Genomic DNA, 23,885 nt, shown 5'->3' on the forward strand with positions numbered 1-23,885 from the left:
GCGGTGTCCCCTCCCTTTCAAGAAAGGGAAGAGGCGGGGCATGCCCCGCCTCTTACACCACATCTCTGCGCGCTACCGACGAAATGGCGATGAATACACGATTTTAATCCAACTGTTAGTCCTTATAATGGACACATGTTGCGTAACTTAAGCAAATGCTATCTTTTTATATGTTGCAAGCAAAGTAACAGTACTCATTTTTGCCATTTTTTGACCACGGACCTTGAAATAAGGGGTCCTTAGAGCTCGAATCCCATGCACTGGGCCCAAACAAAAACGGTCCCCCTTCGAGGACCGTTTCCAATTCAGTGGTGGGCGATGAGGGATGTCCGCGTGCGGCTGGCGCCGCCCGCGCCCCGCTTCGTCGCTCCGCTCCTCGCGTGCTGCGCTGGAAAACGCTTCGCGTTTCCTCAGCTCCGCACCCTGGCGGGTTCGAATCCCATGCGCCGGGCCCAAACAAAAACGGTCCCCTTTCGAGGACCGTTTCCAATTCAATGGTGGGCGATGAGGGATTCGAACCCCCAGCCTTGTGCGTGTAAAGCACCTGCGCTAACCGTTGCGCCAATCGCCCGTGCGGAGAGAGTATAGCAAAACAATCGCCTCATTCACCTCATATCCATTAAAGGTAACTGGCACGTGTCGCAGCGGAGCTGATTCAGTTGAGATTGCCTGAACATTCCGCCCCTCTTTACGCCCTCGGGTATACTCAAAAGCTACTGATTCGATTTGATGCCCAGCAACAGCAGAGGGGATAGCATATGTGCGGTTTTGTCGGTTTTGTCGGTGGGACGGATAACCAATCCGAGGTGCTCACCAAGATGATGGACCGCATCGTCCATCGCGGTCCCGACATGGGCGGTCAGTTTATCGACGGCCGCGTTGCCCTCGGCTTCCGCCGCCTGTCGATCCTCGACCTGACCGAGGCTGGCGCCCAACCCATGGCTAACGAGGACGGTAGCGTCGTTATCGTCTTTAACGGCGAGATCTACAACTTCCAAGAACTCCGTTCCGAGCTCGAAGCCAAGGGCTACAAGTTCCATTGCGGCGCCGACACCGAGAGCCTCCTGCACGGCTACGAGGAGTGGGGCGAGGCCGTCCTCGATCGCCTGCGCGGTATGTACGCCTTCGTCATCTGGGACAAAAAGAAGAACAAGCTTTTTGGCGCCCGCGACATCTTTGGCATCAAGCCGCTTTACTACTATCCCATGGCCGATGCGGGCGACGGCGCTCCGGGCGTGCTCTTTGGTTCCGAGATCAAGAGCTTCCTGGACTACCCGCACTTCCACAAGGCGGTCAACAAAAAGGCCCTGCGTCCGTACATGACGCTGCAGTATTCGGCAACCGAGGAGACCTTCTTCGAGGGTGTCTACAAGCTGCCGCCGGCGCACTACTTTACCGTCGATATCCCGACCGGCAAGATGAACATCGAGCGTTACTGGGATTGCGATTACTCTGCCGTCGAGAAGCCGTTCGAAGAGTATGTCGATGAGCTGGACGAGGTCGTGCACGAGAGCGTCGAGGCCCATCGCATCGCCGACGTCAAGGTCGCGTCGTTCCTCTCCGGTGGCGTCGACTCCAGCTACATCGCCGCTTGCCTCATGCCCGACAAGACCTTCTCGGTGGGCTTTGACTACAAGAACTTCAACGAGACCAACTACGCCAAGGAGCTTTCCGATAAGCTCGGCGTCGAGAACGTTCGCAAGATGATTACCGCCGACGAGTTCTTCGGTGCACTCGAGGACATCCAGTATCACATGGACGAGCCGCAGTCCAACCTGTCTTCCGTGCCGCTGTGGTTCTTGGCCGAGATGGCCCGCAAGGATGTTACCGTCGTGCTTTCGGGCGAAGGCGCCGACGAACTCTTTGGCGGCTACGCCTACTACGAGGATACGGTCCCGGTGCGCAAGTACAAAAAGATGGTGCCGCTGCCCATCCGTCGCGCGCTCGGTAACCTGGCGCTGCATATGCCGTACTTCAAGGGACATAACTTCCTGGTCAAGGGTGCCGAGATCCCCGAGAAGTCGTTCCTGGGACAGGCTCTGGTATGGCCGGAGCGCGAGGTCGACGGCGTGCTCAAGCCCGAGTACAACACCGGCGACGGCGCCTTCGAGCTTGCCGCTCCCATCTATGCGCGCGTGAAGGGTCAGCCCGAGCTGGTCAAGAAACAGTACCTGGACATGAACATGTGGCTCCCGGGCGACATTCTGCTCAAGGCCGACAAGATGTGCATGGCGCACTCGCTGGAGCTGCGCGTGCCCTTCCTGGACCGCAAAGTCATGGAGTTCGCCGAGCACATTCCCGATCGCTACCGCATCAATGAGAACGGCAACAAACAGGTACTCCGCCACGCTGCCAACAAGTCGCTGCCCGATGAGTGGGCCACCCGTCCCAAGGTGGGCTTTCCGGTGCCGATTGTCTACTGGCTGCGCGAGCAAAAGTGGTACGACTATGTCAAGGAGTACTTCACCGCGCCGTGGGCAAGCGAGTTCTTCGATACCGACGAGCTCATGCATCTGCTCGACCTGCACTTTGCGGGCAAGGGCGATTTCCAGCGCAAGATCTATACGCCGCTCGTGTTCCTGGTGTGGTACAAGCGCTTCTTTATCGACGAGGGCCAGCCTTCTGTTCAGGCTGCCTAGTCTCGGCTTACGAACGCCTGCGCGTAACGGCTCCTCCGGGAGCCGTTTTTGCGTGGGTGCGTTTCAGTTACTATAAAAACCGTCCCTGCCAAATGGCTGAGAAAGGTGAAAGATGCACCATTCGGATTCCGCGACCGTAACCACGGTCGATACGCTTGCCAAGCTGCTCGATGTGTGCGGCGAGCTGCGCGCATCAGAGCAGGTTGACGAGCGTGCCGTGACCGGCTGCTCGTTTGATTCGCGCGCGGTCTCGGCAGGTGACGTGTTCTTTTGCAAAGGTGCTGCCTTTAAGCCCGCGTTTTTGCGCATGGCGCTCGATGCGGGCGCCGTCGCATTTGTGTGCGAGGAGTCGCTGGTCGAGTCTCTGGAGCCGCTGGCGCAGGAGAGCGGTGCTGCGATGCTGGTTGTTGATAGTGTTCGCACGGCCATGGCCCTGTTGCCGCCAGAGGTCTACGACCGTCCCGACCACGACGTCAAGATCGTGGGCATCACCGGCACCAAGGGAAAAACCACGGCCGCTTTTATGCTCCAGTCCATCATCAAGGCGGCGGGCGAGTCCTGCGGCATGATCGGCTCGGTGAACACCGACGATGGTATCGAGTGCTATGAGAGCACCAATACTACGCCCGAGGCCCCCGAGGTCTGGCGCCATATCGCCAACTGCCGCACGTCCGGTCGCCAGTCCATGGTCATGGAGGTCTCGAGCCAGGCGCTCAAGTACCAACGCGTCGAGAATCTGCCGTTTGACGTGGCGTGCTTCCTCAACATCGGCCGCGACCACATCTCGCCGATTGAACACCCCACGTTTGAGGATTATTTTGAGAGCAAACTCAGGATCTTTGACCAGGCAAAGACCGCCGTGGTGAATTTGGGCACCGAAGAGGTCGACCGCGTGCTGGAGGCAGCGTCGACGGCCGAGCGCTTGGTGACCGTTGGCGTCGAGCATCCCGAGGCAAGCCTGTGGGCGAGCGACGTACGCATGGTCGGCTTTAGCATCGAGTTCAACTTGCATGGCCTGTGTGCCGACGAGTCCGAGGCGGGGGAGAAGATCCTGCTGGGTATCGCGGGAGACTTCAACGTGGAGAACGCGCTGGTCGCTATCGCCGCCGCGCGCGAGATCGGCATCGGTATCGAGGCTATCAAGAAGGGCCTCTCCAAACTGCGTGTGCCGGGCCGTATGGAAGTCGTGGAGTCGAAGGACGGCCGCGTGATTTGCGTCGTCGACTACGCGCACAACCAGCTTTCGTTCCGCTCGCTTTTCTCGTCGGTCAAGCGCGCGTTTCCCGCCAGCCCGGTCATCGCAGTGTTTGGCGCTGCCGGCGGCAAGGCGCAGGAGCGCCGCGAGCAGCTTCCGCGCGAGGCCGCACCATATTCCGACCTGATGATTTTTGCCAATGAGGACCCGGCTCACGAGGACCCGATGAAGGTCTGTCGCGAGCTTGCCGAACATGTTCCCGACGATACGCCGAACAAGATCATCCTCGATCGCGAAGCCGCTGTGCATGCGGCGTTCAAGGCGGCGCGCGAGGAGTACGTCAACCCCGATGCCCCCACCATTGTTTTGCTGCTGGCAAAGGGTGACGAGGAGCTCATGCACGTGGGCGACGAATTCGTGCCCATCGAGAGCGACCTTTCGCTGGCCAATCGCCTGATCGATGTTACCCAGTTTGACTAATGAACCATGATGGCGGCGGCGCCCTGAGTACGCTGTCGCCATAAGCGTGTTCCCTCAATCAAAACATGCCGTCCAAGTCCAAACCCTTCTACGTAAACGGAGTAACCATGTCCCACAATACCCTGCCGACCGTCGCCGAGCTTTCGGGCGAGATGCGCGAGCGTCTCGCAAAGGTCAACTATGTCTTTACCGACCTGGACGCCACCATGCTTGCGCCCGGCTCGTGCGTGCTGCGCGACAACGACGGCAACCCCTCGACCAAGCTCGTCGAGGCTGTCGTGGCACTTGCCCGTGCCGGCATCCAGGTGGTCCCCACCTCGGGTCGCAACCGCACTATGATCCACGAGGATGCGCGCGTGCTCGGCCTCAACTCCTACATCGGCGAGATGGGCGGCCTGGTCATGTACAATCTCAAGGCCAACGATTGGGAGTATCTGACCGGCGATATGCCCTACGACCCCGCCTGCGGCCTCACGCCGCATCAGGTGATCGAGCAGACCGGCGTGTGCGAGAAGATTCTCGCCCGCTGGCCGCATAAGATCGAGTACCACAACGACATGTCGACTGGCTACAAGTACCGCGAGGTCACCGTCGGCATGCGCGGCGATGTGCCCGACGACGAGGTCCAGGCCATTCTTGACGAGGCCGGCTGCGGCCTGGTCTGGGCCTGCAACGGCCATCTGACCCATCTGTCCAAACCGACGACGCTCGAGCTCGAACGCGTCGAGGATGGCCGCGCGTTTAACATCAATCCCGCCGGTCTCAACAAGGGCGTTGCCATCGCACGTTTCTGCGAGCACCTGGGTATCGAGCGCGAGGAGACGCTGGCGCTCGGCGATTCCGAGTCCGACTTCTACATGGCTGACCACGTGGGCACGTTCTGCCTGGTCGAGAACGGTTTGACCAGCGCCGGCGCGCCCGAGTTCCTGGATGTTTGCGATAACGCCTACGTCACGCGCGGCAAGATTGTCGATGGCTGGGCGGCAACGGCAGAGCTGCTCGTCGCGGCCCGTTCGTAGTGCGGTCCTATCGCGCTGAGCCATATCTTTTCGAGAGAGAATCTGGTGAGGTAATGTCCGATATCGAGAATCCGGCAGGCGACACGCGCCCGATTGGCGTGTTCGATTCTGGTCTGGGCGGTCTGACGGTTGCACGCGCCATCGCAACGGCGTTGCCGCACGAGTCCGTCTACTACTTTGGCGACACCAAGCGCTGCCCCTACGGCACCCGCACCGAGGACGAGGTGCGCACATTTGCACTGCAGGCGGGCCGTTGGCTGTCGAAGCACGACGTCAAGATCATGGTCATCGCCTGCAATACGGCGACCGCTGCGGCCTTGCGCTTGGCCCAGCAGGTGCTCGACGTCCCCGTCATCGGTGTGATCGCACCGGGCGCACGCGCGGCAATCAACAGCACCCGCACGCGCCGGGTGGGCGTGCTCGCCACCAACCTCACCATTCGCTCAGGCGCTTACACGCGTGCCATTCAGGACCTGGATGCCGGCGTCGACGTATACGGCTGCCCTGCCTCGAGCTTTGTCGAGGTCGTTGAGCACGAGCTCGCCTCGGGCGCACATCTGCAAGAGCAGTGGCTCGAGAACGAGGACATCTTTGATACGCCTGCCGTACGCGCGCTGGTCGGCGCCACGGTTGAGCCGCTGTGCGACCACGGCATCGATACCGTGGTACTCGGCTGCACGCATTTTCCGCTGCTCGTGGGGCCTATTCGCCATGCGCTGGGTCCCGGAGTGCGCGTGGTGAGCTCCGCCGAGGAGACCACGCGCGAGCTGACCGATATTCTCACGCGCCGCGAGCAGCTGGCGGGCGACGCGGCCGAGCCGCAGCATCGTTTTGCAACGACGGCCGATAACATTGCTGAGTTTGCGGTGGCGGGCAGTTTTATCTTTGGCCAGCCGCTCAAAAGCATTGAGCATATCGATATCGACGAACTGAAATAGATATAAGGTCACCGACCAAAGGCTCACGTTCACCTTTTGCCGAAAGGATATTTCTATGGAGTACATGCAGGTCAATCGCGCCAACGACCGCGCCGCCGATGAGCTGCGCCCCATCAAGCTTACTCGCGGTGTCATGAAGCACGCCCACGGTTCGTGCCTGGCCGAGTTTGGCGATACGCGCGTGCTGTGCGCTGCCACCATCGAGGAGGGCGTGCCGGGCTGGCGCAAGGGCGCCAAGGCCGGTTGGGTAACGGCGGAGTATGCCATGCTGCCGGCATCGACCGGCAAGCGCTGCAAGCGCGAGCACGCCAACCGCAAGGGTCGCTCCATGGAGATTGAGCGTCTGATCGGCCGCAGCCTACGCACCGTCGTCAACATGAAGGCGCTCGGCGAGTACACCGTCACCGTCGACTGCGACGTGATTCAGGCAGACGGCGGCACGCGAACGGCGAGCATTACCGGCGCCTGGGTGGCGCTGCACGACGCCCTTGCCATGTGGGTCGAGGCGGGTAAGCTCGAGCGCATTCCGCTCACGGGCCAGGTCGCCGCGATTTCCATGGGCGTTGTCGACGGCAACACCCTGCTCGACCTGGATTATTCCGAGGACAGTCACGCCGAGGTCGACATGAACCTTGTCGCCACCGATACCGGTGAGATGATCGAGCTTCAGGGCACTGGCGAGCAGGCGCCCTTCGACCGCAAGCGCCTCAATTCCCTGCTCGATTTGGGCGACAAGGGCATTGCCGAGCTCATCGAGCTCCAGCGCCAAGTCCTCGCCTAACCTGCCAAAAAGGGACAGGTTTATTTTGGCAGGTTTTATCTGCGGAAACGCTGAACTGTAAGGCTGCTGCCGCGCGAGGGGAGGGGCTTGAGAGCCTAATTACCTTTTGTGTGGCGTTGTTATAAGAACAAGGAGGCCACTCATGGCACTTGAGAAGATCGACATCGACACCCTCGACCCGGCGGCGACCATCGTCGTGGCAACGGGCAACGCCCACAAGCTCACCGAGATCGAGGCCATTTTAGGCAAGGTTATGCCCGAGGTTCGCTTTGTGGCGCTCGGTCAGCTGGGCGATTTTGAGGACCCCGAGGAAAACGGCACGACGTTTTTGGAGAACGCCATCATCAAGGCGCAGGCTGCGGTAGAGGAGACGGGGCTCATGGCCATTGCCGACGATTCGGGTCTGGTCGTCGATGCGCTGGACGGTGAGCCCGGTGTGTATAGTGCGCGCTACGCGGGCGTTCACGGCGACGATGCCGCCAACAATGCCAAACTGCTCGTGAATCTGGAGGGCGTGGCCGACGAGGACCGCACTGCGCGCTTTATGAGTGTCGTCGCGCTCATCGACACGGACGGTTTGGTCACCTATGGTGAGGGCGCCTGCGAGGGCGTTATCGCACATGAGGGCCGCGGCGATCACGGCTTTGGCTACGACCCGCTGTTCCTGCCGGTCGACACGCCGGGCAAGACCATGGCCGAGCTGACGGCGGACGAGAAGAACGCCATCAGCCATCGATTCCATGCGCTCGAGCACCTATCCGCCAAACTGACGGGCGAGGAGTAGGCCGTGCGTGCGGTGGTGCAGCGCGTGCTCAACGCCGGCGTGACGGTCGACGGCGAGTGCGTGGGCAAAATTGGGCGCGGCTATCTGGTGCTGCTGGGCGTGGGCCACGGCGACACGCGCGCCGAGGCCGATAAGCTGTGGGGAAAGCTCCGGGGCTTGCGCATTAACGAGGACGAGAACGGCAAGACCAACCTGGCACTTGCCGATGTCGACGGCGAGGTTCTCGTGGTGTCGCAGTTCACGCTGTTTGCCGATTGCCGTCACGGCCGCCGCCCATCGTTTACGGATGCCGGCGCCCCCGATGTCGCCAACGAGCTCTACGAGTACTTCCTGACGCTCGTTCGCCAAGATGTCGAACACGTGGCGCACGGCATCTTTGGCGCCGATATGAAAGTCGATCTCGTCAACGACGGCCCATTCACCATCGTCTTGGATACCGATAGTCTGTAAGTAGTCAATTTGGGACCGGGCTTGTTTAACTACTTGCGTATGGTGGCAGCAGGGTGCTATAGTATTAGAGTTTTGTCTATCTTAGGGGTATTATCCCCTTTTTGAATTGCACCTTCTGGAGGCCCTGTTCATGGAAGAGATGGAAGTCAATCACGTCGACGACATCCACGAGAAGCTGACCGATATGGTGGGCGATCGCGTTAAGGTGAAGGCCAACATGGGCCGCACCCGCGTCGTCGAGCGCATGGGCACCATCAAGAGCGTCCATCCGGCAGTCTTTATCGTCGAGGTCGACGAGCGCCGTGGCCGCAAATCGCGTCAGTCCTACCAGTATATTGATGTTCTCACCGGCCAGGTCGAGCTGTTCGACCCCGAGAGCGGCGAGCACATTTTTACCCCGCTCGGCAATCAGCTCGAGGAGCACTAGCGGTGACCGATTGGTCCCTGACCCTTTCCGCGCCGGCAAAGATCAACCTCTATCTGGGGGTTCATACCGAGCGTGACGACCGCGGCTACCATAAGGTCGATTCCCTGATGGCAGCCGTCGGTCTTGTCGATACCGTGACGGTTACGCCGGCACAGGCGCTGACCGTTCAGACGATTCCGACGTCCGACTTTCCCATGCAAAAGAATACGGCGTATCGTGCTGCGCTCGCTATGTCCGAGCATTATGGTCGCGAAGCCAATGTCTGCATCACGATTGAGAAGCGCATCCCGCTGTGTGCCGGCCTGGGCGGTCCTTCGACGGATGCCGCGGCGGTCATTGTCGCCTTGGCAGAGAGTTGGGGTATCGACCGTGCCGATCCCGCGCTGGACAACATCGCGCGCGGCATTGGCGCCGACGTTCCCTTCTTTTTGCATGCCAGCCCTGCATTTTACGTGGGTGGGGGAGACGTGCTGGCAACCGAGTACCCCGCACTGCCCGCGACACCCGTCGTGCTGGTCAAGCCGCGCGAGGCAAGCGTTTCAACAATTGAAGCCTATCGACGTTTTGACGAGACCCCAGCGCCTGCGGACAAGCCCGGAGCGATCGCATCTGCCCTTCGCTCGGGAGACGCAGAGGCGGCCTACGCGCTCGTCCACAACAACCTGGGTGTCATTTCCGCGCAGATGGAGCCGCGGATTCAAACGGTGCTCGACTGGCTTCGTTCACAGGACGGTACCGTTGCCGTAAACGTGTGCGGTTCGGGTGCCTGCTCGTTTGCTCTCTGCGATACCGCCGCCACGGCAGTCAATCTTGCGGCAGACGCTCAACAAAACGGCTGGTGGGCTTATGCAACGGAGCTCGTTTCCGACACGGTTCGCATTGAAGCGCCAAAGAAGTAAAAATTTCTCTGGCACACGACGGAAATCTTTGTTACTATAGTCGAGCTAACGGGTTGTGGCTCAGTTTGGTAGAGCACTGCGTTCGGGACGCAGGGGTCGCTGGTTCAAATCCAGTCAACCCGACCAGAGCATGAGGAGGGACCGCTTCTTGCGGTCCCTTTTTTTAGCTATTGTTGTGATACCGCGATACCCGCGGTATACTCATTCGAGCTTGTCTCGCTGTATTGTGGAGGTCTACATGTTTGGACTGAGGGCTCCTGAGCTCATCATTATTCTCGTCGTTGTCCTGATTATCTTTGGGCCCAAGAACCTGCCGAAGCTCGGTAAGTCCCTCGGCTCTACCGTCAAGAATATCCGCGAGGGTATGGAGGGCGACGATAAGGGCGAAACCAAGCAGGCCGAGGAGGTTGTGGTCGAGGAGTCCAAGGAGGACAAGGAGATTGCAGAGCTCGAGGCTAAGCTCGCTGCTGCCAAGCAAAAGAAGGCAGAGGACAGCGACGCGGACGCAGAGTAGTCCCATCCCTTTGGGGTGAGCACCTGACCGGCTTGCCCGCAGGCTAGCCGGTCTTTTTCGTTTTTGTTGACAGTTGATCGTTACATCATAGTTGGGGAGATATCCGTATGGACGCAAGCCAGATCGTACTGACCGCTGAGGGCCGCCAGAAGCTCGTCGAGGAGCTCGCTTGGCGTGAGGGCGATTACGCCAAGGAGATCGTCGAGGACATCAAGGAAGCCCGCGCGTTCGGCGACCTTTCGGAGAACTCCGAGTACGATGCCGCCAAGGACAAGCAGGCACAGAACGCCGCTCGTATCGCCGAGATTCAGGCCATCCTCGCCAACGCTCAGATCGCTGCCAGCACGGGCGACCTAACCGTCTCCATTGGCTCGACTGTTACCCTGGTCGACCCCAACGGTGAGCTCATCGAGGTCACGCTTGTCGGTACCACCGAGACCAACTCGCTTGAGCACAAGATTTCCAACGAGTCTCCGGTCGGCCACGCCATCATCGGTCACGGCGAGGGCGACTCCGTCGAGGTCGTTACGCCTTCCGGCAAGACTCGCGTCTACACCATCGCCAAGATCGCACGCTAGACCACGGTCCCGCGTAAAGGTATGTTTTCGCTCCCTGGGACCGAATCCTGGGGAGCGTTTTAGTTTGAGGAGCTAACTTATGGCAGAGAACCAGAACGCCGCCGATCAGGCATCGACGCTCAACGACGAGCGCGCCACCCGCCTGGCCAAGCGCGCCGCCCTGTTCGAGGCGGGCCAGAACCCCTATCCCGAGCACTCTGAGCTTGAGGACTACGTCGCCGATATCGAGGCTAAGTACGCCGAGCTTGCCGATGGCGAGGACACCGAGGACGTCGTGAAGATCGCCGGCCGTGTGGTTGCCAAGCGCGGTCAGGGCAAGATTATGTTCATCGTCGTGCGCGACGCGACCGGCGAGATCCAGCTGTTCTGCCGCATCAACGATATGGACGAGGCCGCCTGGAACACGCTCAAGGCGCTCGACCTGGGCGATATCCTGGGCGTGGCCGGCGTAGTCGTGCGCACCAAGCGTGGCCAGCTTTCCGTTGCCCCCAAGAGCGCGACGCTGCTGTCCAAGGCCGTTCGCCCGCTGCCCGAGAAGTTCCACGGTCTCTCCGACAAGGAGACCCGCTATCGTCAGCGCTATGTCGACCTGATCGCCAACGACGACGTTCGCGAGACCTTCCGCAAACGCTCGCAGATCCTCTCCACGTTCCGCCGCTTTATGGAGTCCGATGGCTACATGGAGGTTGAGACTCCTATCCTGCAGACCATCCAGGGCGGAGCCACTGCCAAGCCGTTCATCACGCACTTCAACGCGCTCGATCAGGAGTGCTACCTGCGTATCGCCACCGAGCTGCACCTCAAGCGCTGCATCGTCGGCGGCTTTGAGCGCGTGTTCGAGATCGGTCGTATCTTCCGCAACGAGGGCATGGACCTTACCCACAACCCCGAGTTCACCACGATGGAGGCCTACCGTGCCTTCTCCGATCTCGAGGGCATGAAGGCACTCGCCCAGGGTGTCATTAAGGCCGCTAACAAGGCTATCGGCAACCCCGAGGTTATCGAGTACCAGGGCCAGACCATCGACCTCTCCGGCGAGTGGGCCAGCCGTCCCATGACCGACATTGTCTCCGACGTGCTCGGCAAGCCGGTCACCATCGACACGCCGGTCGAGGAGCTTGCTGCCGCCGCACGCGAGAAGGGCCTGGAGATCAAGCCCGAGTGGACCGCCGGCAAGATCATCGCCGAGATCTATGACGAGCTGGGCGAGGACACCATCGTCAACCCCACCTTCGTGTGCGATTACCCCATCGAGGTTAGCCCGCTTGCCAAGCGCTTTGAGGATGACCCGCGCCTGACCCATCGCTTTGAGCTGGTCATCGCCGGCCACGAGTACGCGAACGCGTTCTCCGAGCTCAACGACCCGGTCGACCAGGCCGAGCGCTTCGCTGCCCAGATGGCCGAGAAGGCCGGCGGCGACGACGAGGCCATGGAGTACGACGAGGATTACGTGCGCGCCCTCGAGTACGGTATGCCTCCTGCGGGCGGCATTGGCATCGGTATCGACCGCGTGGTCATGCTGCTCACCAACCAGGCTTCCATCCGCGACGTGCTGCTGTTCCCGCACATGAAGCCCGAGAAGGGTTTCCAGTCCGGTGCCGCTGCTGTCAAGGCTGCCGAGGCCGGCAACACCGCGAGCCCCTTCGTCAAGCCGCTCAAGCCCACGGTTGATTATTCCAAGATTGCCGTCGAGCCACTGTTTGAGGAGTTCGTCGACTTTGATACCTTCTCCAAGAGCGACTTCCGCGCCGTGAAGGTCAAGGCATGCGAGGCCGTCAAGAAGTCCAAGAAGCTGCTGAACTTTACGCTCGATGATGGCACCGGCACCGACCGCACCATCCTCTCCGGTATTCACGATTATTACGAGCCCGAGGACCTGGTCGGCAAGACCTTGCTTGCCATCACCAACCTGCCTCCGCGCAAGATGATGGGTATCCCCAGCTGCGGCATGCTCATCAGCGCTATCCACGAGGAGGAGGGCGAGGAGCGCCTCAACCTGATCCAGCTCGACGCTTCCATCCCTGCCGGCGCAAAGATGTACTAACTAGTTACGCGGTTCTACGAACCGCGTAACGGCTCGACGCTGCGCGGGCCGCATTTGGACAATCTGACGTTCAACTTCAAGGGCGCGACCAGAAGGTCAGCGCCCTTTCGTTTCACGTCACCTTGTCACAAATGCGACCCGCTCGCTGGCGTTGCCAATACATCGACGTTGTCGGAGTAGTCATTGGGGACGTTCTTAAACGACTAGTCGTTGGGGACGTTCTTAAACGACTACCCAATGGCTATTGCGAACATGGCTCGCATGACAGCCGTCTCTTTTATGTTTCCTTTAGCCGTCGCTGTCTAGGATGGGGGTTAGTCGATAGGAAGGGAGCACCGGGATGGACGATGCGAGCGAGCGCGCGATTGAAGAGGACATGCTCGATCAGTTCAATTACTTTGATGATGAGGACGAGGAGCTGATCGACCGTCGCGAGCCAGCGCCGCTTGATTCCTTTGATCTGGTCGATGAAGAGACTGATGAGGTTGAGGACGAATCAACGGAGTCCCCACAGTCTTCGCGCCTTAACTCGCTGCTTTCGAGAGCCCCCATGCACCACGGCGTTCGTGCCGGCGCGCTCCATATGAAAACTGACTGGCACCAGATCGTGACGGCAGGCGATGAACTTGCCGTCGATGCGCCGCTCACCGATAAATCATCCATCATCTGCCGCACCGGTATGCTTATGCTCGCGAGCGGAACGGGTGCCTGGCGCGTGCGCGATACCATGAATCGCGTCGCCGCCGTACTCGGTGTGACCATCCACGTTGACTTAAGTCTCCTATCGTTTGAGTGCACCTGCATCGAAGATGGCCACTGCTTTAACGAGGTCGTCAGCTTGCCCACAACCGGCGTCAATACCCATCGCATTTGGATGATGGAGAGCTTCTTAAAGGAAATCGAGACGTATGGGCGCCGGTTTACTGTGCACGAATACCACGAGATGCTCAAGACCGTTGAGAGTTCAAAGCCCGACTACTCTCCCTGGCAACAGGGTCTTGCGGCAGCTTGTGCTTGCGGCGCCTTCGTCTTTTTGCTCGGCGGCGGCCCTATCGAGATGGCCTGCGCATTCGTAGGCGCTGGTGTCGGTAACTTTGCTCGCTCCCATATTCTCAAGCAAGGCCTTGGTCAGTTCAGCGCGCTGACGACCGGCGTTGCGCTCGCTTGCGTTTCGTATCTGCTGGCATTGCTCGGCCTTGGCCAGGTCATACCGGGGGCAATGTCGCACCAAGAAGGCTATATCGGCGCCATGCTCTTTGTGATTCCCGGCTTTCCGCTCATTACGGCAGGCCTCGACATCGCTAAGCTCGACATGCGAAGCGGTATCGAGCGCCTTTCATATGCCGTATCGATTATTGTGATGGCGACCCTCGTAGGTTGGATGGTTGCCGAGTGTGTTGGCCTAGCGCCGGACGACTTTGCCCCACTGGGCCTTTCGCCGCTTGCCCTTACGCTCCTGCGCGTGGTGATGAGCTTCGTTGGCGTATTCGGCTTCTCGGTGATGTTCAACAGCCCGGTAAAGATGGCCGCGGCAGCTGGGCTGATCGGCGCCGTGTCCAATACCCTGCGTCTGACCCTTGTCGATGCGCCGACGATGATTCCCTTCCTGGGCCTCAGCACGGGAATGCCTCCCGAGGCAGCAGCGTTTATCGGCGCGCTGGTATCGGGGCTGCTCGCAAGCTTGGCTGAAGTCAAGCTCACCTACCCGCGCATCGCCCTCACGGTGCCTTCGATTGTCATTATGGTGCCGGGATTGTATCTCTATCGCTCTATGTATTACATGTGCACCTTCGACACGGTCAATATGCTCGGCTGGTTTGTGCGTGCAGTGCTCATCGTGGCGTTTCTGCCCGTTGGCTTGGGCGTGGCGAGAACCCTCACCGACCCCCGCTGGCGCCACACCAGCTAATTGGTGCAAGGGGGACATGTTACTTTGCACCAAATGAGTTGCGGTGAAATAGGGACTGAATTGTTGCTTAAAGGGTCAAAACAGTCCGTATTCCACCGCAACTTATGGGGTCGGGGGTTTGGTGCCCTGCATCTCCACAAACTCAACGCTTACGAAGCGCGCGCCGTTCGTGTTAGGGTAGTTCCACCACATAAGTAGTCGCAGACGCGCGTACCACGGGCGGGCGAGATGAAGTTCCAACAGCTCCATCTTGCCCGCCCGTTTTTGTTGCGTGGCGCCGCGGTACAACACAGAAAGGAATCTGCCCTTCATGCCTATCAACAAACGAGAGAGCCTGCTGTTCACCTTTATCATGTGCTTTTGCATGGTGCTCTGGATGAGCATCTACAACGTTGCCCTGCAGCACGGGGCCATCAACGGCGAGGTCGTTGCCGCTGCGTGGCTCGGCTTCCCCGTTGCCTACATTTTTGCCATGTGCTGCGACTGGTTCGTCGCCAGCCCGCTCGCCAAGGGTTTCGCCTTTAAGTACTTGGTCGCGCCGGGCAAGAGCTCGCCGCTCGCCATGACGCTCGCCGTTAGCTCCTGCATGGTCGTTCCCATGGTCATCATCATGTCGCTGTACGGTGCCTGCGAGGGTCTGACGCACATGCCCGGCGGCATCCTTGCGAACCTGTATTCCGTGCCCGCGATCTGGATGATCAACATCCCGCATAATTTTGTGATGGCGCTGCCGTGGAACCTTTTGGTAGCCGGTCCGATTTCCCACTTCGTCTTCCGTCGCGCCTTCCCTGTGGGGACGGTTTTCGAGGAGGAGTATGCCGAGCTCTTGGAGCAGGCTATGGCTCCTGAGTGCGAGTAGCTCGCTTAGGGATCTGCTGAGCGCGGGCGACTTGCTTGGTTGGAGCCCTAAGCGTGGATAGCTCTCTCGGCGACATCGCGGGCGTGAGCGGTGCGCATGACCGGAGGGCCCGTGCTGCTCCGTTGCCCGACGTGCTAGCGCGCAGAACAATCTGTTGGTGCATTCGGCGGCTGCTGAAGCGTTTCGGCAGCCGCTTTTTATACGGAGTTTAAATACAACAGTCTGTTGTATTACGTAGAGTGGTATATCTCTAGCAGGAAAAATGCGAGAGACGGAGCATTATGGCGTTGCTAGTAGGACTGGACGTAGGGTCGACGACGACCAAAGTTTACGCGATGCACGAGGATATGACCGAGGCGTGGTGGGGATATCGCCGCCACGGGGCGTGTCAGACAGCGAGCGTGCGCGCCATGCTCGGCGAGCTCGCCGAGCGCTTTCCCCATGAGTCGCTGCGCGTTGCGGTGACCGGCTCGGGTGCGCGCGATATCGCGACCGCGCTGGGCGCCTCGTACGTTCAGGAGGTGGTCGCCAACGCGCTCGCGATCAGCAGGTTCTATCCGCAGACGCGCTGCGCCATCGAGCTGGGCGGCCAAGACGCCAAGATGATCTTCTTCCGCACCAACGATAAGGGAGACATCGAGGTTGCCGACATGCGCATGAACGGCTCGTGCGCAGGCGGTACCGGTGCATTTATCGACGAGATGGCAAAGCTCATGGGGGTCGGCACCGAATCGGGCGAGTTCGAGCAGCTCGCAAGCCGGGGAACGACCGTCCACGAGGTCTCGGGCCGCTGCGGCGTGTACGCAAAGACCGATATCCAGCCGCTGCTCAACGAGGGCATTCCTACCACCGACCTGGCGCTTTCGGCGCTTCACGCGGTCGCCCGCCAAACGATCGGCGGTCTGGCCCAGGGTATCGACATCGAGCCGCCGGTAATCTTCGAGGGCGGTACGCTCGCCTACAACCCCACGCTGGTCCGCGTGTTCCGGGAGCAACTGAATCTATCGGACGATCAGGTTATCGTCCCGCGCGATCCGCAGATCATGGTCGCGCGCGGTGCCGCCCTGTCGCTGACCGACATGTTCGCATCGTCCCAACCGATCGACCTTCCCGACGCTTTTGTCCGGCTGGATAAGCTCGAGACGGTCGCGCCCGCAAGCGGGGAGGGACGTCTTGCCCAGCCCTTTTTTGCCACACCTGCCGAGCAGGCGGATTTTACGGCACGCCATGGCAAAGAGACGCCGGCAAAGGGTCCGGATGCGTATGCGCCCGGAGAGACGGTGCGTGTGGCGCTCGGTATCGATTCGGGGAGCACGACGACCAAGTTCGCCCTGGTCGATGAGGCGGGTGAGCTTGTCGATTCGTTCTACGCGTCTAATAACGGCAGACCGCTCGACGTCGCCCAACAGGGTCTTGTCAGCTTGAAGAACCGCTGGGAGACAGCGGGAGTCACGCTTGCGATCGATGCCGTGGGCACCACGGGATACGGCGAGGAGCTTTTCGCGCGCGCGTTCCACGCCGACTACCATACGGTCGAGACGGTCGCGCACGCCCGCGCCGCGTGCGCATGCGTTCCCGATGCGACCTTCGTGCTCGACATCGGCGGACAGGATATGAAGGCCATCTGGCTCAACCACGGCGTGCTGACCGATATCGTCGTCAACGAGGCGTGCTCTGCGGGCTGCGGCTCGTTCCTCGAGGGTTTTGCCAAAAACCTCGGAATAGCCGTTGAGGATATCGCGACCGAGGCATTTTCGTCCAAAGCCCCCGCCGTTCTCGGCAGCCGCTGCACGGTGTTCATGAACAGCAGCGTCGTTTCCGAGCAGCGGCGCGGTAAGGGTCCGGGCGACATCATGGCCGGTCTCTGCCGTTCGATTATCGAGAACGTGTTCACCAAGGTCATTCGCGTTTCAAATCTCAACCGTCTGGGCGACAAAGTCGTCGTCCAGGGCGGCACGTTCCGAAACGACGCGGTGCTGCGCGCATTCGAGCAGTATCTGGGCAAACCCGTCACGCGTGCGCCCCACCCGGGGCTGATGGGCGCTATCGGTATCGCCCTGCTCGCGCGCGAGGAATGCCGCAAGGGCGACGCCGGCACGTCGTTTATCGGGCTCGATGCCGTGGAGCGCTTCGAGCATCGCGAGTTCGGCGGCGTTACCTGCCGTCGGTGCAACAACCGCTGCCAGCGCGCGGTCGTGGCATTTGGCGACGGCTCGCTTTACGTCACGGGCAATCGCTGCCCGCGCGGCGGCGCCATCTCATGGGATGAGCTCGTGCGCGAGGTTCCCGCGGCGGAGGAGCTGCGTCCGCAGGGTGCTTGCGAGGCACAGGCACCCGGCACGGGGCGCGACCGGACCGCGGCTGCCCCCAATCTCTTTGTCGACCGCGAGAAGCTGCTGTTCGAGTCGTGCCCCACGGTTCCCGTCTGCGGGGGGCGCGATGTCACGATCGGCATTCCCCGTGTGCTCGAGTTCTGGGACACCATGCCGTTCTGGTCGACGTTCTTCAGCACGCTCGGCTTTAAGGTGCGCGTCTCGGGACGCAGCACCAAGGCGATGTACGAGCGCGGTCTGGCGCACGTCACATCCGACACCGTGTGCTTCCCGGCCAAGCTCGTCCACGGGCACATCCGCAATCTCGTCGACGCCGGCGTCGACCGCATCTTCATGCCCATCATCACGACGGTGCCCACCGAAAACACCGCCTCTACCAGCGAGTGGATGTGCGCCGTCGTAAAGGGATACCCCTACGTGATGCGCAATTCCGATAACCCGGAGGAGCGTTTCGGCGTTCCGTTCGATACGCCGCTGTTCCACTGGTACGACGAGGGCGACCGAAACCGCCAGCTCAAGGCGTGGTGCAAGGAGACCTTCGATATCGATGCCGACCTGGTTGCCAAGGCGACCGAGCAGGCGGACCGCGCGCAGCAGACGTTTGAGAACCAGCTGCAGCTGCGCGGCAGGCAGGTGCTCGAGAACGTGCGCGAGGACGGCGGCTACGCGGTGGTGATCGCTTCGCGCCCGTACCACAACGACCCGCTGGTCAACCACGGGCTGCCCAAGCTCTTCTCTGAGCGCGGCATCCCCGTGCTGACGCCCGATGCGGTGCCGGGGGTCTGCAACGTCGATCTTTCCAACAGCCGCATCGACATCGTGAACAACTACCATGCGCGCATGCTGTCGTGCGCGGTCATCGTCGCATCGACGCCCGAGCTCGAGCTCGTGCAGATGGGCAGCTTCGGCTGCGGCCACGATGCGTATCTCACCGACGAGATCGCGCGCATGATGGGCGAGATGGGCTCCAAGGTTCCGATGATGATCAAGCTCGATGAGAGCGACGTCGCCGGTCCCATGGGCATTCGCGTGCGTTCGTTTATCGAGTCGGTCAACCGTCGTCGCGCGGAGGAGCGTGCCGAGGGCGCCCGGGTGCACGCGGTCCATCCGCTCGACGACCCGTATAAGGTCAAGTACACCAAGCGCGACCGGCACGACAAGATCGCGCTGGTCCCCAACACCTCCCATGCGTTCTGCAGGCTCATGACCGCGGCGATGCGCAATCAGGGCGTGCGCGCCGAGGCCCTTGATATCGGGCGCGAGGATGCCATCCGCCTGGGCAAACGCTATGTGCACAACGACATCTGCTTCCCCGCGCAAATCGTGATCGGCGAGGCGCTCGCGGCACTCGAGAGCGGTAAGTACGACCCGCACGACGTCGCCGTGGTGACTGGCAAGTATATCGGCGACTGCCGCCTGACGCACTACATGCCCCTGCTGCGCCGCGCGCTCGACGACGCGGGATACGACTATGTCCCGGTGCTCACCAACGACGACGTCGATGCCCACAATGCGCATCCGGGCTTCAAGCTCGGCCTTGGCCCGAGCATCCAGATCGCCTACGGTCTTCCCATGATCGATACCCTCGAGGCCATGCTTAGGCGCATCCGTCCCTACGAGCTCGAGAAGGGCGCGGCGGACGCTGCGTTCGACCGCGCGCTCGATGAGGTTATCGAGGGCATGGAGCGCTCCGGGCTGAGAGGCCAGGCGACGGGCTTCAAACGCGCGCTTGCGATCATGGACGCCGTTCCGTACGACCGCTCGAACCCGCATCCGACCGTTCTCATCGTGGGCGAGTACCTGCTCAATTTCCATCTCGGCGCCAACCACGAGATCGAGCGCTACCTCGAGGACAACGGGCTCGAGGTCATCGAGGCGCGCATGACCGACGTGATCCGCAAGACCTATTTCTACAAGCATGCGCAGTCGCGCGAGTTCCACGTCGACCTGTCGCTGCCCGAAAAGGCCTGGTACGCCACGGCGGACAACCTGTTCGAGCTCGCGCACGACCGTTGCGACCGCCTGGGCGCGGCGAGCCCGCTCTACGAGCCGCCGACGCGCATGCCCGAGCTCGTGCGCGCGAGCGATAAGATCCTGCACCATACGTTCGATGCGGGCGAGGGCGTGCTGATTCCGGCGGAGATCCTCGAGCACGCCAAACGCGGCTGCCGCAACTTCGTGATCCTGCAGCCGTTCGGGTGTCTGCCCAACCATGTCGTGGGGCGCGGGCTCATCCATGCGCTCAAGGAGCAGTATCCCACGGCGCAGTTCCTGCCGCTCGACTACGATCCCGACGTGAGCTTCGCCAACGTGGAGAACCGTCTTCAGATGCTCATCATGAACGCCAAGGCGCAGGGGTGCGGTGAGGCGCATGGCGAGACCGCGTAAGGACGCCGATGCGCCCGATGCACGCACCCGTATCATCGAGGCGTTTTGGGAGCTCATCGAGAACAACAGCATCTTCGAGCTGTCGGTTGGCGAGGTGACCCGCGCCGCCCGGTGCAATCGCGGAACGTTTTACTACTATTTTCACGATTTCGATGAACTCGTCGCCATCGCCATAGCCCAGCTGCTGCAGGATAACGAGCTCATCACCGATGCCCTCTGGCATTTTTCGAGCGAGGGCGACCTTTCGGCGTTCGACCGGCGCGACGTCCGCTGCCTGCTGTGGCGCATCGTCATCACCATGAGGGCGGGTGCCGCCGAGCAGGTCGTGCAGGGCATCCATACGATCATCATCGACCGCGTGAGAGAGATCGTCCACCCCGACGGAGAAGAGCTCAAGGCGGATTCGAGCTTTGCGGTGGGCTTTCTGGTCTCGGGCATCATGGACTTTGTGATGGCGGTCGGCTTTGCCCGGGAGGGCGGCGAGGAGATAGACCTCGAGCAGCTGGGGGACAGCGCGTGCGCGTACCTGAGGGCGGTCGCCATGCAGACGGTGGAAACGGTCGCGCAAGTCGAGGGCGTCGATACATCCGAGCTGCTCGAACGCGTCTCCAAGGAGGCCGATGCCTATCGCGCATCGCGTGCGACGAGTCCCGACGTGGTGAAAGACGCCTAGGGTTTCTCTTGCGGGGCGCCTGTCGCGCATCGCGCGGTGAGTCCCGCGATGCGGTTATAACCTGCATTCATGTGAGCCGGGTTTATAGATATTCCTCCAGCTGTTAACATAGACAACCTGTGGGTAAAGAGACAAAAGCGCCGCCGACGGGCGGGCGTTTTGATTTCGATGAACTCATGTAAGGAAACGAGCATGTTAGATAGATTTACCGATCGAGCGCGCAAGGTCATGTCGATGGCCAAACAGGAGGCGCTCGATCTTCATTCAAATAAGGTGGGCACCGAGCACCTGCTGCTCGCGCTTGCCAAGGAGGACGAGGGCATTGCCGCCGAGGCACTGCGCTCGCTTGATATCTCCTACGACGACATCATGGACACCCTCAAGGAGGTCCAGACCACGGTTCCCGAGCCCAGTGAGGAGACCGAGGCGGCTAAGCTCGCCTTTACGCCGCTCGTCATTAGCGTTATGGAGCGTTCATTCCGCGTGGCGCGTGAGAATAACCAGACCTACGTGTCGACCGAGCACTTGCTGATCGGCATCGTCGAAGAGGGCAACGGCATGGCCATGGACATCCTCATGCGCCTGGGTGTGTCGTCCGCCTCTATCAAAAAGGCTATCGAGAAACTCACTGCCAAGGACCAGGACAAGAAGCGTCCGCTCGCCGGCGCCGGTGCCGGGCGTCCCGGTGCGGGCCTGCCGTTCTTTAGCGGCTCGGATGCCTCTCAGCAAAAGGGGAGTGGCACCGATACGCTTAAGCAGTTCGCGACCAACCTCACGCAGAAGGCGCGCGATGGCGAGCTCGACCCTGTAATTGGTCGCGAAAAGGAAGTCCAGCGTATGATGGAAATTCTTTCGCGCCGCACCAAGAACAACCCGCTCATTCTGGGCGACCCCGGCGTGGGCAAGACGGCCATCGTCGAGGGCCTGGCTCAGCAGATTGCAGCCGGCAACGTGCCCGAGAACCTCATGAACCAGAATATCTGGACGCTCGACCTGCCGGGCCTCGTGGCGGGTGCCAAGTATCGCGGCGAGTTTGAGGAGCGCCTCAAGAACGTGATCCAGGAGGCCACCGAAGCCGACGACGTCATCCTGTTTATCGACGAGATGCACACCATCATCGGTGCCGGTTCTGCTGAGGGCTCCATCGACGCGAGCTCTATGCTCAAGCCCGTGCTCGCGCGCGGTGCCTTCCAGATTATCGGCGCCACCACGGCCGAGGAATTCCGCAAGTACCTCACCAAGGACCCGGCCTTCGAGCGTCGCTTCCAGACCATTGATGTCGAGGAGCCGAGCGTCGAGGACACGGTCAAGATCCTGACCGCGCTCAAGCCGCGCTACGAGGAGCACCACCATGTGCGCTATACGCAGGGTGCTATCGAGGCCGCCGCGAACCTTTCCAACCGCTACATCCAGGATCGCTTCCTGCCCGATAAGGCCATCGACCTCATTGACGAGGCCGGTGCCCGCGCTCGCATCGCCGCGAATCGCGCGCCCGAGCCGGTGCGCGAGGCCGAGCATCGCATAGAGGAGCTCAAGGCCGCCGCGCAGGAGGCCACCGAGAGCGACGACATGAACAAGGCCGCCGAGATTACCGAGCGGCAGAAGGCCGCCGAGATTGAGCTCGCCGAGGCCAAGGCCGCCTGGACCGCCGAGCTCGACGCCAGCCCGCTCACCATCGATGTGAGTCAGATCGCCGATATCGTGTCCGTGACTTCGGGCGTACCGGTGTCCTCGCTTACCGAGAGCGAGAGCCGTCGCCTGCTGCAGGCCGAAAGCGTGCTCAAGACGCGCATCATCGGTCAGGACGAGGCTGTCGAGGCAGTTGCCAAGGCCGTACGCCGCAGCCGCTCGCCGCTCAAGGATCCGCGTCGCCCCGGCGGCAGCTTTATCTTCCTGGGTCCCACCGGCACGGGCAAGACCGAGCTCGCCAAGACACTCGCCGAGTACCTCTTTGGCAGCAAGGATGCGCTCATCAGCTTCGACATGTCCGAGTTCGGTAGCGAGTTCGAGGTCTCCAAGCTCATCGGTAGCCCTCCGGGTTACGTCGGTCACGACGAGGGCGGCCAGCTCACCAAGGCCGTTCGTCGTCACCCGTACTCGGTCGTGCTGTTCGACGAGATCGAGAAGGCGCACCCCGATATCTTCAACATCTTGCTGCAGGTGCTGGAGGAGGGCCGCCTGACCGATAGCCAGGGCAAGACGGTCGACTTCCGCAACACCGTGATCATCATGACGTCCAACGTGGGCGCCCGCGAGATTGCGCAGGATGCGAGCGTAGGCTTTGGCACCACCGGCGAGCAGGGTCTCACCTCGAGCGAGATCCGCGGCCGCGCGATGGGCGAACTCAAGCGCCTGTTCCGCCCCGAGCTGCTCAACCGTATCGATGACATCGTGGTGTTCCAGAAGCTCTCGGGTGAGAATCTCACCAAGATCGCGCACCTGCTGGTGGACGACCTGCGTCAGCGTTTGATTGCCAACGGCATGAACATCAAGCTCACCGATGCGGCCTATGACAAGATCGTGGCCGAGGGCACCGACCTCACCAACGGTGCGCGTCCGCTGCGCCGTGCCATCCAAAAGCTCATCGAGGACCCGCTGTCCGAGGAGCTTCTGGCCGGCGAGTGGGGCGAGGGCGATACCGTCCTGTGCGACGTGGCCGATGGCAAGTTTGTCTTTAGCCACGGCACGGGCGAGATCCCGGCACCGCGTCCGGCGGGCACGCTCGGTGGCGATACCGCCCCGGCGGCACCGCACACCGGCAACGCCGCGCCCGTGAGCGGCGGCGTGACCTCGGGCCCCGGCGGCATGATGCAAGCCGGTTCCGGCGCGCTGTAGGGTGTGGCGACAATTTGATCTGTGCAATCGAGGCGCTCTGGCAAGGGCGCCTCGATTTGTAGAGCTGCGAAGTTGTGACCGTTACGCTATGCGGTCCACCGTTAGCCGATGATGCGAGAGCGCTCGGCGTTTTCGACTGG

The 23,885-nt window shown here is 61.2% G+C and carries 17 protein-coding genes and 2 tRNA genes; 18 read left to right on the forward strand and 1 reads right to left on the reverse strand.

Features of this window, described 5'->3' with window-relative positions:
• Positions 1 to 495: 495 nt before the first annotated feature.
• Positions 496 to 571 (reverse strand) — tRNA-Val (locus I2E45_RS02330).
• Between the two features lie 187 nt (positions 572 to 758).
• Between I2E45_RS02330 and asnB the strand changes: the two genes are divergently transcribed.
• From asnB to I2E45_RS02420, 18 genes are all read left to right on the forward strand, one after another.
• Positions 759 to 2,639: an asparagine synthase (glutamine-hydrolyzing) gene (gene asnB, locus I2E45_RS02335; protein ID WP_089572538.1), complete on the forward strand. Its 1,881-nt coding sequence runs from the start codon at positions 759 to 761 to the stop codon at positions 2,637 to 2,639.
• 112 nt (positions 2,640 to 2,751) lie between these two features.
• Positions 2,752 to 4,314: a Mur ligase family protein gene (locus tag I2E45_RS02340; RefSeq protein WP_195444089.1), complete on the forward strand. Its 1,563-nt coding sequence runs from the start codon at positions 2,752 to 2,754 to the stop codon at positions 4,312 to 4,314.
• Between the two features lie 107 nt (positions 4,315 to 4,421).
• A complete protein-coding gene (locus I2E45_RS02345; protein ID WP_195444091.1) occupies positions 4,422 to 5,333 on the forward strand; it encodes an HAD family hydrolase in 912 nt (303 codons plus the stop codon).
• Between the two features lie 53 nt (positions 5,334 to 5,386).
• On the forward strand, positions 5,387 to 6,271 hold the full coding sequence (gene murI, locus I2E45_RS02350; RefSeq protein ID WP_195444093.1) for a glutamate racemase: 885 nt from the start codon (positions 5,387 to 5,389) through the stop codon (positions 6,269 to 6,271).
• Positions 6,272 to 6,326: 55 nt separating this feature from the next.
• Positions 6,327 to 7,052, forward strand: coding sequence for a ribonuclease PH (gene rph / locus I2E45_RS02355; RefSeq protein ID WP_195444095.1), 726 nt, complete (start codon positions 6,327 to 6,329; stop codon positions 7,050 to 7,052).
• A gap of 142 nt (positions 7,053 to 7,194) precedes the next feature.
• Positions 7,195 to 7,836, forward strand: coding sequence for an RdgB/HAM1 family non-canonical purine NTP pyrophosphatase (rdgB, locus tag I2E45_RS02360; protein ID WP_022094898.1), 642 nt, complete (start codon positions 7,195 to 7,197; stop codon positions 7,834 to 7,836).
• A gap of 3 nt (positions 7,837 to 7,839) precedes the next feature.
• Positions 7,840 to 8,286 carry a D-aminoacyl-tRNA deacylase gene (dtd, locus tag I2E45_RS02365; RefSeq protein ID WP_040358996.1) on the forward strand — a complete coding sequence of 149 codons (447 nt, stop codon included), beginning with the start codon at positions 7,840 to 7,842 and terminating at the stop codon, positions 8,284 to 8,286.
• Between the two features lie 130 nt (positions 8,287 to 8,416).
• Positions 8,417 to 8,713, forward strand: coding sequence for a Veg family protein (locus I2E45_RS02370; RefSeq protein WP_006234957.1), 297 nt, complete (start codon positions 8,417 to 8,419; stop codon positions 8,711 to 8,713).
• 2 nt (positions 8,714 to 8,715) lie between these two features.
• A complete protein-coding gene (gene ispE, locus I2E45_RS02375; RefSeq protein WP_271742105.1) occupies positions 8,716 to 9,612 on the forward strand; it encodes a 4-(cytidine 5'-diphospho)-2-C-methyl-D-erythritol kinase in 897 nt (298 codons plus the stop codon).
• A 49-nt stretch (positions 9,613 to 9,661) separates the two neighbouring features.
• Positions 9,662 to 9,738 (forward strand) — tRNA-Pro (locus I2E45_RS02380).
• Positions 9,739 to 9,850: 112 nt separating this feature from the next.
• Positions 9,851 to 10,126 carry a twin-arginine translocase TatA/TatE family subunit gene (tatA, locus tag I2E45_RS02385; RefSeq protein WP_195444097.1) on the forward strand — a complete coding sequence of 92 codons (276 nt, stop codon included), beginning with the start codon at positions 9,851 to 9,853 and terminating at the stop codon, positions 10,124 to 10,126.
• 107 nt (positions 10,127 to 10,233) lie between these two features.
• Positions 10,234 to 10,704 (forward strand): transcription elongation factor GreA, encoded by a 471-nt coding sequence (greA, locus tag I2E45_RS02390; RefSeq protein WP_117820769.1) that lies wholly within the window; start codon positions 10,234 to 10,236, stop codon positions 10,702 to 10,704.
• Positions 10,705 to 10,783: 79 nt separating this feature from the next.
• Positions 10,784 to 12,748 carry a lysine--tRNA ligase gene (lysS, locus tag I2E45_RS02395; RefSeq protein WP_195444099.1) on the forward strand — a complete coding sequence of 655 codons (1,965 nt, stop codon included), beginning with the start codon at positions 10,784 to 10,786 and terminating at the stop codon, positions 12,746 to 12,748.
• Between the two features lie 340 nt (positions 12,749 to 13,088).
• Complete coding sequence (locus I2E45_RS02400) at positions 13,089 to 14,657, forward strand: threonine/serine exporter family protein (RefSeq protein WP_229058789.1); 1,569 nt, start codon at positions 13,089 to 13,091, stop codon at positions 14,655 to 14,657.
• 310 nt (positions 14,658 to 14,967) lie between these two features.
• Positions 14,968 to 15,516, forward strand: coding sequence for a DUF2798 domain-containing protein (locus I2E45_RS02405; RefSeq protein WP_195444101.1), 549 nt, complete (start codon positions 14,968 to 14,970; stop codon positions 15,514 to 15,516).
• 281 nt (positions 15,517 to 15,797) lie between these two features.
• Complete coding sequence (locus I2E45_RS02410) at positions 15,798 to 20,237, forward strand: acyl-CoA dehydratase activase (RefSeq protein ID WP_195444102.1); 4,440 nt, start codon at positions 15,798 to 15,800, stop codon at positions 20,235 to 20,237.
• Entirely contained in the window at positions 20,221 to 20,910 is a 690-nt protein-coding gene (locus tag I2E45_RS02415) for a TetR/AcrR family transcriptional regulator (RefSeq protein WP_195444104.1), read from the forward strand. Before I2E45_RS02410 ends, I2E45_RS02415 begins: the two co-directional genes overlap by 17 nt.
• Before the next feature lie 192 nt (positions 20,911 to 21,102).
• Positions 21,103 to 23,745, forward strand: a complete 2,643-nt coding sequence (locus I2E45_RS02420; protein ID WP_118081023.1) for an ATP-dependent Clp protease ATP-binding subunit — start codon at positions 21,103 to 21,105, stop codon at positions 23,743 to 23,745.
• The last annotated feature ends 140 nt before the right edge of the window (positions 23,746 to 23,885 follow it).

The sequence above is a fragment of the Collinsella aerofaciens genome, assembly GCF_015555045.1.
GTDB lineage: Bacteria > Actinomycetota > Coriobacteriia > Coriobacteriales > Coriobacteriaceae > Collinsella > Collinsella aerofaciens_W.